This is a genomic window from Paenibacillus sp. S150, from assembly GCF_019352175.1.
Classification (GTDB): Bacteria; Bacillota; Bacilli; order Paenibacillales; family Paenibacillaceae; genus Paenibacillus_AQ.
In genome coordinates this window covers 250497-263857 of sequence record NZ_JACBYI010000004.1, presented here as the reverse complement: position 1 = coordinate 263857, position 13361 = coordinate 250497, and the positions used below count along the sequence as shown (strand labels likewise).

11 protein-coding genes are annotated in these 13361 nt (G+C 55.4%); 5 read left to right on the top strand and 6 right to left on the bottom strand.

The window, feature by feature from the left end; translation table 11 throughout:
* Window positions 1-118 precede the first annotated feature (118 nt).
* From pstA to HYD27_RS07025, 5 genes are all read right to left on the bottom strand, one after another.
* Window positions 119-994 carry a phosphate ABC transporter permease PstA gene (gene pstA / locus HYD27_RS07045; RefSeq protein WP_219212952.1) on the bottom strand — a complete coding sequence of 292 codons (876 nt, stop codon included), beginning with the start codon at window positions 992-994 and terminating at the stop codon, window positions 119-121.
* Window positions 991-1941, bottom strand: a complete 951-nt coding sequence (gene pstC / locus HYD27_RS07040) for a phosphate ABC transporter permease subunit PstC (protein ID WP_219212950.1) — start codon at window positions 1939-1941, stop codon at window positions 991-993. The genes pstA and pstC overlap by 4 nt, the downstream gene beginning before the upstream one ends.
* Window positions 1942-2036: 95 nt before the next feature.
* Window positions 2037-2900 carry a phosphate ABC transporter substrate-binding protein gene (locus tag HYD27_RS07035; RefSeq protein WP_219212948.1) on the bottom strand — a complete coding sequence of 288 codons (864 nt, stop codon included), beginning with the start codon at window positions 2898-2900 and terminating at the stop codon, window positions 2037-2039.
* Between the two features lie 59 nt (window positions 2901-2959).
* Window positions 2960-4306: a stalk domain-containing protein gene (locus HYD27_RS07030; RefSeq protein ID WP_219212944.1), complete on the bottom strand. Its 1347-nt coding sequence runs from the start codon at window positions 4304-4306 to the stop codon at window positions 2960-2962.
* Between the two features lie 268 nt (window positions 4307-4574).
* The gene (locus HYD27_RS07025) at window positions 4575-5021 is read right to left on the bottom strand and encodes a hypothetical protein (protein ID WP_219212942.1); all 447 of its coding nucleotides are present in this window, start codon (window positions 5019-5021) and stop codon (window positions 4575-4577) included.
* A 223-nt stretch (window positions 5022-5244) separates the two neighbouring features.
* Here HYD27_RS07025 and HYD27_RS07020 point away from each other — a divergent pair, with 223 nt between their 5' ends.
* The 5 genes from HYD27_RS07020 (at window position 5245) to HYD27_RS07000 (ending at window position 11923) form a co-directional block, all read left to right on the top strand.
* Window positions 5245-5976 (top strand): ABC transporter ATP-binding protein, encoded by a 732-nt coding sequence (locus HYD27_RS07020; RefSeq protein WP_219212940.1) that lies wholly within the window; start codon window positions 5245-5247, stop codon window positions 5974-5976.
* Window positions 5973-7010, top strand: a complete 1038-nt coding sequence (locus tag HYD27_RS07015; protein ID WP_219212938.1) for an ABC transporter permease — start codon at window positions 5973-5975, stop codon at window positions 7008-7010. The genes HYD27_RS07020 and HYD27_RS07015 overlap by 4 nt, the downstream gene beginning before the upstream one ends.
* A 57-nt stretch (window positions 7011-7067) precedes the next feature.
* A complete protein-coding gene (locus tag HYD27_RS07010; RefSeq protein ID WP_219212936.1) occupies window positions 7068-7766 on the top strand; it encodes a TetR/AcrR family transcriptional regulator in 699 nt (232 codons plus the stop codon).
* A 151-nt stretch (window positions 7767-7917) separates the two neighbouring features.
* The gene (locus tag HYD27_RS07005; RefSeq protein ID WP_219212933.1) at window positions 7918-11253 is read left to right on the top strand and encodes a DEAD/DEAH box helicase; all 3336 of its coding nucleotides are present in this window, start codon (window positions 7918-7920) and stop codon (window positions 11251-11253) included.
* An 88-nt stretch (window positions 11254-11341) separates the two neighbouring features.
* Entirely contained in the window at window positions 11342-11923 is a 582-nt protein-coding gene (locus HYD27_RS07000) for a thioredoxin family protein (RefSeq protein ID WP_219212931.1), read from the top strand.
* 97 nt (window positions 11924-12020) lie between these two features.
* Here HYD27_RS07000 and HYD27_RS06995 read toward each other — a convergent pair whose 3' ends face one another.
* Window positions 12021-13319 (bottom strand): exosporium glycoprotein BclB-related protein, encoded by a 1299-nt coding sequence (locus tag HYD27_RS06995; RefSeq protein WP_304623694.1) that lies wholly within the window; start codon window positions 13317-13319, stop codon window positions 12021-12023.
* Window positions 13320-13361: the final 42 nt, after the last annotated feature.

Below are 13361 nucleotides of genomic sequence, written 5' to 3'. Positions count from 1 at the left end.
ATTTTAATCAATCATCAATTCACCCGATATAACGACAGAAAAAGGTGCCATCCCCAAGATTGGAATGGCACCCTTATCCGCTTCAGCGGGAGCGGGAAGGAGGGCATCTGCCGGTCCTTCAGCGGCTCCGGCGGCGTCCCAGCCACAGCGGAAAGCGGAAGACGAAATTGATCAGCAGCACCACAAATACCAGCACCGCTGCCGATTTGTCGGCAATCTGGCGCGCATCCTCAACGATGGCCTCGGACTGCACGTACCACAAATGCACAGCCAGCGTCTCGCCCGGCGAGAACAGGTTGAAGTCCCACATCTCTCCGGAGGTGCTGAGGCCCGCGGTCAGAATGATGACCGCCGACTCCCCGAAGGCGCGTCCGGCCACCAGACAGACACCGGTAACGGTGGCCGGCATAGCCACCGGCAGCACCACCTTGCGGATGACATGAAATTTGGTCATCCCGAGCGCGTAGCCGGCTTCGCGGATTTCGCCGGGAACGGCGCGGACCGCTTCTTCCGTGACCCGGGCCAGCATCGGCAGATTGAGCAGCGCCAGGCTGACGCCCCCGCCGATAATGGTCAAGCCGATGTTGAAGTATTCGGCGAAGATCGCAAGCCCCAGCAGCCCGAACACAATGGAAGGCACCGAGGACAGCGACTCCACGCAGATGCGCAGCGCGCCGGTAAAACGGTTATCCGGCGCATATTCTGCCATATAAATTCCGGCTCCGGTGCCGATGGGAATCGAAATCAGCAGCGAAATAAACAGAACATAGAAGGAATTGAACAGCACCGGACCAATTCCGCCTCCGGGATCGATTTCTTCCGGCTGCCTGATCAGGAAATCGGGTCTGAGCGAAGGCAGGCCTTTGCTGAGAATGGAGAACAGCAGCCAAAAAACCAGCAGCATAACCAGTGCGCCGAGTGTATAGAAGGCGAACGTGGCGATTTTATTGCGGCGCTGCGAACGGGCCGTATAACGCGTACGGTTGAAATTCATGCCGCATCCCCCCTTTTCCGCCCCAATACGCGGATAATCAGGATCAGCACAAATGAGATCAGGAGCAGCAGAAAGGCCATCATATGCAGGGCATAGTTCCAGGCGGAGTCAAATTCCACATTGGAGATTTGCATCACGATGTTGCTGGTCAGCACCGAAGAGGGGGTGAACAGGGTTTTGGCCAATTGCGGCGTGTTGCCGATTACCATGACCACAGCCATTGTCTCGCCCACTGCACGGGTCATGCCGAGAATGACCGCCGAGATAATGCCTCTGCTCGCCGCAGGCAGCACTACACGCATAATGACCTGCAGACGGGTGGAGCCAAGAGCATAGGCAGCATCCCGGTATTTGCGGGGAACGGCAATGATTGCATCATCGCTGATCCGGCAAATGGTCGGCAGCACCATCAGGGCAAGCACAAGTGCAGCGGCAAGCAAGCCGTCCCCCAGACCCTCTCCGCTGACTCTGCGCAGAAAGGGCAAAAGAACAGTCAACCCGACATAGCCATAGACAATGGAAGGGATACCGACAAGCAGATCCAGCACCGGCCGGATAAAGCTCTTGAGCCAAGCCGGAGCGATTTCCGCACAGAGCACAGCCATTCCCACCGAGACGGGTACCGCAATGAGCAGCGTCAGGGCTGTCAGCGACAATGTATTTACAATAAAGGCGGCGGCGCCAAAGGCTTCCTCTTCCGGCGTCCAGTTGAACGAGAAGAAGAAATCCGGCGGCGAGATACGGGCGAACAGAAGCAGCGCCGTTTTGCCGATGAATACAATAACAAGTCCAAGCACCACACACAGCGCAAGGATGCTGAACAGAAAATAATAGCGGAACAAGATATTGCTGAACAAATGCCTGTTGTGGCGCTTGGCGCTTACGCCGCCTCCTGCAAGGCTGTCCTTCTGTGCCTGCGATGCCAGGTTCTGGACCGGTGCCCCCATACTTTCCCTCCTGTAAGCGGCCACCCCCGTATGAAATCCGGAGCTGGCCGCTGTTGCCGTTCAATATAATGTACTGTTCTATATAACCTTTACACTTAGCCCTTCATGGCTGCAATCGGGATGAATTTAAGCTTCTTCAGAGAACCCTGCTGGAACTTCTTGCTCTGTACATATTCAATGAATTCCTTGGTGGCGCCGGTTGGCTGGCCTTTGGTCATGTAATAGCCGTAAGCCCAAATCTTGTAGGAACCGTTGATAACATTATCTGTAGTCGCTGCGATACCGTTGAATTTCACGGCCTTGATGTCGCTGCCGCTTACATAGACAAGGTCAATATAGCCGATGGAGTTAGGCGTTGTGGCAACCGCTGTTTTCATATCGCCGCTTGAACCCGTTTCCTTGTAGTTCTTCTCTTTCTTCGTGATGTCACCGCCAGCCAGAGCCTTGGCCTGGTAGTTAACGCGGGTACCGGAGCCGAAGGCGCGGGTGATGACCACAATGCTGGCATCCGATCCGCCGACCTCTTTCCAGTTGGTGATTTTACCGGAGAAAATGCCGGCCAGCTGTGCGGTGGTCAGGTTGTCCACAGTCACATTTTTGTTGACGATAGTGGCAAAAGGAATAACCGCTACCTTGTTGGCTACTTGTCCGTCAAAGGCTTTGAAGCCGGGAACATCAATGCTGGCATCCCAGTCGCACGCACCGATGTCGGCAATGCCTTTCTTCACGGCTTGCGGTCCGGTAACGGAGCCTTTGCCGGAAGCGGCGATTTTGACTTTCGGATGAAGCTTCTGAAATTCCTTGGCTGCCTGCAGCGTCAGCGGAAGCAGCGCGGTCGATCCGTTAATTGTAATTTTGCCCTGAAGTGTGCCGGCAGCTGCCGCAATTCCGGCAAAAGATGCGGTTATCGCAATGACAGCGGTCAACGCTGTGACTGTTAATTTTTTGAAAGCCTTCATGAAAAATTTCTCCTCTCGGCGGTAGCGCCGTTATATTGTGCGGGTGCTTCCCGGTCGTTTTATTTGGAGAGCTGAACGGCCTTGCCGTTCTGGATCAGGAGCACTCTGCCGTCGCTTACAACAGCCAGCTTGCTGCCGTCATTCGAAACCGACACTTCCGAGACATCCTCGGTGGTGTGGAACAGCAACGTTTTGTTGCCGCCCGCGTCGATGGAATAGATTGATATGCTGCCGTCCGCCGCCGTTCCGGATACGATCAGGCCTGTGGCTACGGCGGCAGACCATGCAGCTTCAACGTCAAGAGCGATGTCGGTCATTGCACCGTCAGCTCCAATGGACTTCAGTGTATTCACTGTATTGCCGTCCGGGTCTGCGCTCAGGTATACTACGCCACCGCTTGCCAGAATTTCCGGATACAGCTTGTTGTCCAGCGCTGTGGTCAGAGCTGCCGGTTTAGCATCTTTGGTTTCGAGGTCCAGCTTGTACAGCTGCTCTCCGGCATTGCTGAAATCTACGGTCAGTGAATCTTCCGTGCTGTCGGCATCATTTTTAGCCACACCCGTTATGTTAACAATGTAGACAATGCTCTTGGCATCGGAAGACAGGCGCAGTTCGGATTTGTTCTCCACTTTATCGTCAAGCACGGTTTTGACATCTCCGGTCTCTACAGAGATTTGGGCAACCTTTTCCTGCTTGTCCCCCTGGATGAAGAAGATGGTCTTGCCGTCCTGCGACCAGACCAGATCTGTCTTCACGCTGGTGTCGGTGCCCAGGGGGGAGATAGCTCCGCTGGTGAGGCTGATCAGCTTCAGCTGGCCTGTCTCATCCGTGAACGCGCCCCATTTCTGATCTGCAGAAACAGCGAAGTCCAGTGCACTGTCATTGGAAGAGAACACTTCATAGCCGCCAGGGTAAGCGCTGAATTTGAACAGCTGGGCTGTTTCGGAATCGCTTTTGTTCGCAATGATGCTTCCGTCTGCACTCCAGTGCAGCGTATCGTACTGGCCTTCCGGACGGGCAAAGCTTAGAATCGTCTGGTCTTCAGCCTCCAGCTCGCCGCCAAGCGCGGTAACCAGCTTAGTCAGCTCTACATAGGTTTTGCCGTTATGAATAACAGGAGCAACGGTAAATTGCTGAGCTGCACCATCTGCTTCATAGCTTTTTGCGCCTGCCCCAATCCGTACAGTATGTAATCCTTTGCTGTCGTTCAGTTCATACCCGCCGCTGGTTAAGATCAGCTTGGCGCCAAGCTCTCCGGCCACTTGACTTAAGGAATACAGCTTGTATCCGCTGCTGTCGATTGTGCTGAGGGCAACCGGCGTTCCGTTCACAGTCCAGGTCGTGCTGCCTTCCTTGACGGCTGCGGTCTTGACGGCGGCAGCAGCAACACTGCTGCTTGTTGCCAAAATACTTCCTGCTCCTCCTGTTACAAGAAGTGCTGAAGCCAAAGCCGCGCTGAACCATTTACTGTTTCTCAATTATATTCACCCTTTTCCTCTAGGTAACTGCTAATGCTATTTTCATCCATGAGTGTCAATTCCGTTCAAGAGGAATGTTATGGAAATATTAACTGTGCCGATATGCAAATAAGACCGCCCCTGAACAAACAAGGCCGGTCTTAAGGTAACATTCAAATTAAAAGAGAAAACGGCCGGCAAAAGCAGCGGCGGATTGTTAATTCTGAATCCATGTCACGATAATTTCGGCACTGCCGGGATTCAAGGCCGAGCTGCTGCCAATAATGGAATAAGAATAGGCATCGGGGACTTTGCCGCTGATAATAATGTTGTTGCTGTCCACAATCTGTGTCCCGCGTTTCAGTGCCTTGTCGCTGATATACTTCTGATAGGCACTGCCGAGCTCGTCCAGGCTCTCCTGCGTCTCATAGATCAGCATGGAGGACTTCTTCCCGTCCACTTCTTCCCCTTCGGTAAAGGTGATGCCCGCGCCGGCCGGAATCGGCAAATCCCCGGGAAGATACCGGGGCTTGTCCAAGCTCTCTTGCGCCAAAGTGCGGAAATGCCCGCCGCCGGCTTCATTGCCGGGATTGCTGCATGCGCTTAGCCCCGCCGCAGCCACAAGCAGCAGCAGGGAAAAAGCATGCTTTTTGTCTGCCATCATCCAAACCCTCCTCCATGATTGTAAAATTTCAGGTTATGTACTTATACCCATAATTACCCTGTACTTCCACGGAATCAAACATGGTTTATACAAATTTTAAAAATAAAATTTTTATCGAACGGACTTCAACCTGAAAATTAAAAAAGCAATTTACATCTGGTGAGACTTGAATTACAATAATGAGTGAGTACTCACTCATAAAATATGAAACGGGGAGATTGACATGAATCAGGGAACGCCTGTGATTGCCGCAAGCCATGTCTGCCGAGCATTCGGCCACAAAGAGGTGCTGAAGGATGTCTCGCTCCAGGTAGGGCAGGCAGAAACCTTCGGCATTCTCGGCCCCTCCGGCTCGGGCAAAACCACTCTCGTGAAGCTGCTTACAGGCATCGATGAGGTGACCTCCGGCGAGGTAGAGGTGCTGGGTGTGCGGATGCCCAAGCTCTCCATGCTGCAGCAGATCGGTTATATGGCGCAGTCCGATGCGCTCTACACGGAGCTGAGCGCCAAAGAAAATCTGCAGTTCTTCGCCTCCCTCTACGGACTGAGGGGCGGGAACCGCACCCGCCGGATTGCCGACGTGATGGAGCTTGTGGACCTGCAGGAGCATTTGCATAAACGTGTGGACCAATATTCCGGCGGCATGAAGCGGCGCCTGTCGCTGGCCATCGCCCTGCTGCATGAGCCGCCGCTGCTCATTCTTGATGAGCCTACGGTCGGCATCGATCCGGTGCTGCGCCAGTCGATCTGGCAGGAGCTGCGGGCGCTGAACGGCAAAGGCACCACCATTGTGCTGACCACCCACGTGATGGACGAAGCGGAAAAATGCGACCGGCTGGCGATGATCCGGGACGGACAGCTGCTGGCAGTGGATACACCGGCCGGTCTGCTGCAAGGCACCGGAGCGGCTTCAATGGAGGAAGCTTTTCTATATTATGGAGGTGCCCGGCGATGAGAGTACGCGCAATTACCCTGCGGATCCTGCAGCAATTCATCCATGATAAAAGAACGATGGCGCTGATGTTCATTGCCCCGCTGCTGGTGCTAAGCCTGATGAGCCTGGTGTTTAACGGGGAGGCCTACGAGCCAAAGATCGGTGTCACCGGAGCAGCAGCAGCCTTCACAAGCAGCCTCGAAGCGCAGAACGCCGCGGTTATAGTGTATAAGACAGCGGACCTGGGCAATGCCGCCCTTCGGGAGGGCGGGCTGGATGCTCTGATTACCCTGAACGGAACGACACCCGAAGTGGTGCTTGAGGGCAGTAATCCGGCAGCGAACCGGGCAGTGATGATGGCCCTGACAGCCGCAGTGCAGACGCTGCAGCCTGCAGCTGCCGGGCAAGGCCAGGCGCAGCCGCAGATCAGCTATCTGTACGGCGCTGAGGATATGAAGACCATCGACCGCTTCGGGCCGATTATGATCGGCGTATTCGTCTTTTTCTTCGTCTTCCTGATTGCCGGGGTTTCCTTCCTGCGGGAGCGGACTACCGGCACACTGGAGCGCCTGCTCTCCACGCCGCTGAAACGCTGGGAGATTGTGCTCGGCTATGTCTGCGGCTTCGGAATATTCACCGTGTTCCAGGCACTGCTGATATCCTGGTTCTCCGTCCGGGTTCTCGGCATCATGATGGCCGGAAGCTTCGGCTTCGTGCTGCTGATGACCCTTCTGCTCTCGATCTCGGCGCTGACCCTGGGCACGCTGCTCTCGGCCTTTGCCGCCAATGAGCTGCAGATGATCCAGTTCATTCCGCTGATTATTGTGCCGCAGATCTTTCTGAGCGGACTGTTCCCGCTGGATACGCTGCCGCTATGGCTGCAGCGTATCGGACTGGCAACGCCAATCTACTACGGCTCGGAGGCGCTGATGAACATCATGCTCCGCGGCAAAGGCTGGAGTGCCATCGCGCTGGATGTCTGCGCGCTGATCGGCTTCTCCCTGCTGTTCATGCTGCTGAATGTGCTGGCTCTGCGCAAGCACCGCAGAATGTAAACTTCAGGTTCCCTGTGGTAGACTACATGCAAGGAACAGAGTTGGGAGGATAACCGGATGGAGAAGAACAGAACGGCAGAGCAGCAGGGGCAGGAAGAGTGGATTAAAGAGCTGCTGTCCATCAGTGAGGAAGAAAAAATGACGCCCAAGCAGCTGGCCATTCTGCAAGCGGGCATTGAAGTATTTTCCGAGAAGGGCTATGCGGCCGCCGCCACCAGTGAAATTGCCCAAAAGGCCGGAGTGGCCGAAGGTACGATATTCCGCTACTACAAGACCAAAAAGGAACTGCTGCTGTCTATCGTAAGTCCGGCGATGACCAAGATGATCGCCCCTTTCGTAATGCGCAAATTTGACGGTGTGCTGGATCTTCCTTTTGACAGCTATGAAGCGTTTCTGCGGGCGTTTATGATAAACCGCCTGGAGTTCGCCCGCAACAACTTCAAAATCCTCCGGATTTTCATTCAGGAAATCCCCTTCCAGCCGGTGCTCAGAGAACAATTCATTGAAAATGTTCTTGCCCAGGTGCTCGAGCGCGTAACGGCGATTACGGAGCACTTCAAGGAAAAGGGCGAGGTTATTGATGCGCCTGCGCCTTCGATCATTCGTTTCACCATCTCCTCGGTGATCGGTTATCTGCTGACACGGCTGCTGCTGATGCCCGACAAGGACTGGGACGATGAAGCGGAAATTAACCTGACCATCGATTTCATCCTGCATGGAATCAGCGGACCGTCTCTGCGGCGGGAGGATCAATAACCAGACGGGAAGCGGCGGAGGCCTTAACATCTCTCCATGAGGTGTGGGGCTTCCGCCACTTTTTGGTTTTGTAGGCGTACGCATGTTCTGTTAATATGGGAACTATAGCAACTCAGGATTCAAGGAAATGTTATAAGGAAGTGATCACGCATTGAGCTTTTATGTACCGGAACGGGTAATCAGGCTGCTGTGCGGCAAGTCTGCTTTTGAACGGGGCTCAGAGGATTACGAAGCGGGAAAAGTCCGGCTGGACGCCGTGGAGAATAACGGGGGGCTGGAATATTCAAGGTATCACGCCACTTACTGCGGACTGGAAACTTACGATATCTCGCTGACCATAGACAGTGATGGGGATGTAAACGGGAAATGCTCCTGTCCCGCTTATACCCGCGGCGGACCATTCTGCAAGCATATCGCCGGAAGTCTGGTGGCTATCCTGTATACCGGGGAGGAGGCTGGGGATGGGCTGTATCCATCGGAGCCGTCCTCCGGCGGGAGCAGCGGGCCGCGCGGACTGGTTCCCCGCCATTCGGACAGGGGGCCGTTAAGCCCTGCCGCCGCTCCGAACGACCGGCATCTTGTGAGCAGCATGCTGGGGCTGTTCGGGAACAGCCGCGGGCAGCCAAGCGGAGCAGGAACCTATATGGATATAAGGATACCGCTGCAGGTGGAATTCATCTGCAAGCCGTTTTCCTATAACTTCGGCAGCCGGATGCTCGGCATTGAACTGAAGGCCGGACCGAAACGCCTGTATATTGTCCAGAAAATAAGAGCGTTCCTGGAACGCGTCCGCCGTGGCGAGCCCTTTGAATTCTCCAAGCATTTCATCTATGATCCTGCCCTGCACAGCTTCAAGAAGGAGGATAATGCGGTACTGCTGAGACTGATTGAGATTCTTCAGAATGAACGGGTATACCGTGACAATATCAGCCCCTACCCGTCATATTCGGGAAGTACCGGCGGGGAGCGGATACTGGCCATTCCGCCTTTTTTCTGGGAGCCTCTTCTCCCTGTTCTGGCCGGATCGCCCTCCGTTCATTTGCAGGCCGGAGATACCCTCACAGCGGGTATTCCAATTGAAGGCGGGCTGCCGCCGCTGAGCTTTCGGTTCGATGAGGCCAAGGAAGGCGGCTACCGGCTGGACATTCAGGGACTGGTGCAAATTACGGTGCTGGAGGATTACGGGCTTGTACTGGCCGAAGGCAGGCTGCTCAAGCTGCCGGTGCAGGAATGCAGGCGGCTCGCTGAGCTGAAGAAGATGCTGGCCGAATCCGGAACAAGCGGGATCGTTATCGCCCCGGGGCAAATGGAGCCTTTTATGGACAAGGTCATTCCCGGCCTCCAAAAGCTGGGACAGGTGCATATCGCTGATGCCATCGCTGACCGGGTTGTGCAGACGCAGCTGCAAGCCAGACTTTATCTGGACCGGGTGAGGGACCGGCTGCTCACCGGGCTGGAATTTCAATATGGCAGCATTGTGATCAACCCGCTGGCGGAAAAGGCCTGCGAACGCGGCCATGAAGTCATCCTGATGCGGGACGGTGAAGCCGAGCGGCAGATTCTGGAGCTGATGGCCCATGAATCTTTTTCCAGGACGGACAGCGGCTATATTATGAATGACGAGGAAGGGGAATATGACTTCCTGTATCATACGATTCCACGGCTGGAGCCCTTGCTGCAGGTCTATGCAACCACTGCCGTCAAGGGGAGGCTGCTTACCGGCACTCCCCCGCCCAAAGCCAGCTTGACCTGGAATGAAAAAACCGACTGGCTTGATTTTAAATTCGGCATGGACGGCATTCCGGAGTCTGACATCGTGCTGGTGCTGAAGTCGCTGCAGGAGAAACGCAAATATTACCGCCTGCCGGACGGGGCGCTGCTGCCGCTGGAAACCGCCGAGCTGCAGGAAATCATTGCGTTAATGAACGAGCTTGGGGTTGTTGCCGCAGATATCCAGAGTGCGGAATTCTCCCTGCCTTTGGTCCGGGGGCTGCATTTGAACGCCGACACGGAAAAAGGAGGGACCGATGCAGTCAGCATTGGCCGTTCCTTCCGCCGTCTTCTGGCCAATATGCATAATCCGGAGAATCTTGATTTCCCGGTACCGGATACGCTCGCTCCTGTGCTGCGGGATTACCAGCAGTATGGCTTCCAGTGGCTGAAGACGCTGGCCCACTACCGTTTCGGTGGGATTCTGGCAGATGATATGGGACTCGGCAAAACGCTGCAAAGCATCGCTTTCCTGCTCTCGGAGCTCGCTGATATCCGCCATGGCGGAGTGCCTGCGCTCATTGTCGCTCCGGCCTCCCTGCTCTACAACTGGCAGAATGAGCTGAAGCGCTTCGCTCCGCAGCTCAAGGCGGCTATCGCTGACGGGAGCGTGACCGAGCGGAGCCGGACGCTGCGTAATGCCGCAGGCTGCGATGTCATTATCACCTCCTACCCGCTGCTTCGCCGCGATGCAGAGCTGTATGCCAAGTCGTCCTTCCATACGCTCGTCCTGGATGAAGCGCAGATGATCAAGAACCATGCCACCCAGACCGCACAGGCGGTAAAAGCATTGCAGGCGCGCTACCGCTTCGCCCTTACCGGAACGCCGGTGGAAAATGCGCTGGAGGATCTGTGGTCTATTTACGGCGTAGTATTCCCTGGATTGTTTCCGGGCAAAAAGGCCTTTCATGATCTGCCCAGAGAGACCGTTGCAAGGCGAATCCGGCCGTTTCTGCTGCGCCGCCTCAAAAGCGATGTGCTCAAAGAGCTGCCGGACAAAATAGAGTCCCTGCAGGCCTCGGAGCTCCTGCCGGAGCAAAAGAAGCTGTATGCCGCCTATCTTGCCCGGCTGCGGAAGGAAGCGCTGAAGCATCTGGACAGCGACAGCTTCGGCAATGGAAGAATCAAGGTGCTCGCCGGGCTTACGCGGCTGCGCCAGCTGTGCTGCCACCCTGCGCTGTTTGTTGACGGCTATACGGGAGGCTCCGGCAAATTCGAGCAGCTGCTGGAGATTATTGAGGAGTGCCGCAGCTCCGGCAAACGGATGCTGGTTTTCTCGCAATTCACCGAGATGCTTGGCATGATCAGCCGCGAGCTGGGCTTGCTGGGGATTTCGCATTTCTATCTGGACGGCAAGACCCCATCCTCCCGGCGGGTTGAGCTTTGCAGCCGCTTCAATGAAGGGGAGCGGGATCTGTTCCTGATCTCGCTCAAGGCCGGCGGCACAGGCCTCAATCTAACCGGTGCGGACACCGTCATTCTCTATGATCTATGGTGGAATTCCGCCGTCGAACAGCAGGCCGCTGACCGTGCACACCGGATTGGGCAAAAAAAAGTGGTCCAGGTAATCCGGCTGATCGCGCAAGGCACGGTGGAAGATACAATGTACGAGCTCCAGCAAAAGAAAAAAAATCTGATAGATGAAGTGATAGAGCCGGGGCAGGAAGCCTTGTCTTCCCTCACAGAAAAAGATATCCGCGAGATTCTGATGCTCTGACCTACAGCCCCATTTTGGTTCTAGCCGCAATTCCGCTATAATAGTAGTGATTCTGGCATCACAACCTAATTCATGGAGGTGCTTTTCTATGAGCTTCACCTTAGAGCCGGGTGCCAAGGCGCCCGACTTCTCCCTGAAAGCGACGGATGGACAATTCTATTCCCTGGACAGCTTTGGTTCAAGTAAATTTCTGGTTGTCTTCTTCACCTGCAATCATTGCCCTTTTGTGGTCGGGTCCGATGAAGTGACCCGCAGTACAGCGGACAAGTTCCGCGAACAAGGCGTGGCCTTTGTAGGCATCAATGCCAACAGCGAAACTACGCATCCTGACGATTCCTATGAGCATATGGTTGCGCGCATGGAAGAGCACAAATTTCCATGGGTGTATCTCCGTGATGACACTCAGGAGACTGCACGGGCTTATGGTGCGCTGCGCACACCCCATTTCTTTGTCTTTGACGGGAGCCGCAAGCTGGTTTATACCGGACGCGGCATTGATAATCCCCGGGAAGCCGGTAAAATGACCGTCAACGATCTGGATAACGCGCTCACAGAGCTGGTTAGCGGCAAGCCCGTCAGCGAGCCTCTAACCAACCCGATCGGCTGCAATGTGAAATGGGACGGCCAGGATGCCCACTGGATGCCTGCCGAAGCCTGCGACCTGGTATAAAGCTATATTATATTTGCATGACTGCACAGAAACAGGAACCCCTCAGCCCATAAGGCAAGGGGTTCCTGTATTTTGGTTCTATAAAAGCGGCAAGCTGCTAGGTGATAGTAAGGCCGCCGCTGGCATACCCTGCAAGGGTTGCAGCCACATCAAGTCCGGCCGTTATTGATGCCGAGAAGACCATCAGCAGACGGTCTCCGGCGGCTACCGGAATACTCAGTCCTGTAGTTAATCCGCTGCTTATAGTGCCCAGGGACAAAATGCCGGTCAGTGGCGGAGCCAGCGTTACAGCCGCACCCGGTACGGCTGTAAAGGTGTTGTCGGGGGTGGTTGATTGGAACAATTGGGCCGTAATCGTTACTGTTGAGCCAACCAGGCTAAGCGCCGCTGTTGTACTGAAATAAGCGGCCAGTGAAGTAATTGTTCCGTCACGCGGAGCCGAGAAGGCAAAGTTGAGCAAGGTGCCCGCAGCGCCTGTGAGATCAATTATCCCTCCGGCAACACTGACTCCTGTAGCGCTGTTGCCAAAACCGATCAAGCTGGAGGTATTCAAAAGTCCGCCCAGTACAGTCGTCAACACGGCCGGAAGCCCTGATGCATAAGGAATAATCGCTCCTGCACCTGTGGCTCCCGTATCTCCCGTTGCCCCGGTTGCGCCTGCTGCCCCCGCATCTCCTGTTGCCCCGGTTGCACCTGTTGCCCCCGCATCTCCCGTTGCCCCGGTTGCGCCTGCTGCCCCCGCATCTCCCGTTGCCCCGGTTGCACCTGCTGCCCCCGCATCTCCCGTTGCCCCGGTTGCACCTGCTGCGCCCGGAACTCCTGTTGCCCCGGTTGCGCCTGCTGCCCCCGCGTCTCCTGTTGCCCCGGTTGCACCTGTTGCCCCCGGATCTCCCGTTGCCCCGGTTGCACCTGCTGCCCCCGCGTCTCCTGTTGCCCCGGTTGCACCTGCTGCCCCCGCGTCTCCTGTTGCCCCGGTTGCACCTGTTGCCCCCGGATCTCCCGTTGCCCCGGTTGCGCCTGTTGCTCCGGTAATGCTGGGGACTTCGCCCAACAATTCAGAGGAAACCAAACGGTGGGCCGTTACCAGCGAGCCGGTACTGCTCTTGCCCCATAATGAAACTTGAATGGGATCATCCACCGCCGCTGATGTTGTAAAGGTAAATTCGAAGGCATCCAGATCTGCAAAATAGCTGTTGGTTATCACTTGATTCGGCGAGATATTAAGTGATTCACTGACATACAAGATTCTCATTCCGCCACTCATATAATACCCTTGCATCTGCACGATTGAGGCCTCCGCGTTGCTGCGGTTATCAATTCTGACTGTAACTGACTGCGTGGGTCTCACACCGCTAACGGCATTATTTTCTACCGGTCCAGTAGATAAAAAGCTCATGGCTCCAGCTCTCCTTTTCTGTTGGATGATTTACTCTATCTT

Coding starts and splice junctions, on each gene's coding strand:
- HYD27_RS07010 (WP_219212936.1), top strand. CDS start 7,068: ATGGAGAAGAACAGAACGGCAGAGCAGCAGGGGCAGGAAGAGTGGATT.
- pstC (WP_219212950.1), bottom strand. CDS start 1,941: ATGGGGGCACCGGTCCAGAACCTGGCATCGCAGGCACAGAAGGACAGC.
- HYD27_RS07000 (WP_219212931.1), top strand. CDS start 11,342: ATGAGCTTCACCTTAGAGCCGGGTGCCAAGGCGCCCGACTTCTCCCTG.
- HYD27_RS07015 (WP_219212938.1), top strand. CDS start 5,973: ATGAGAGTACGCGCAATTACCCTGCGGATCCTGCAGCAATTCATCCAT.
- HYD27_RS07025 (WP_219212942.1), bottom strand. CDS start 5,021: ATGATGGCAGACAAAAAGCATGCTTTTTCCCTGCTGCTGCTTGTGGCT.
- pstA (WP_219212952.1), bottom strand. CDS start 994: ATGAATTTCAACCGTACGCGTTATACGGCCCGTTCGCAGCGCCGCAAT.
- HYD27_RS07035 (WP_219212948.1), bottom strand. CDS start 2,900: ATGAAGGCTTTCAAAAAATTAACAGTCACAGCGTTGACCGCTGTCATT.
- HYD27_RS07020 (WP_219212940.1), top strand. CDS start 5,245: ATGAATCAGGGAACGCCTGTGATTGCCGCAAGCCATGTCTGCCGAGCA.
- HYD27_RS06995 (WP_304623694.1), bottom strand. CDS start 13,319: ATGAGCTTTTTATCTACTGGACCGGTAGAAAATAATGCCGTTAGCGGT.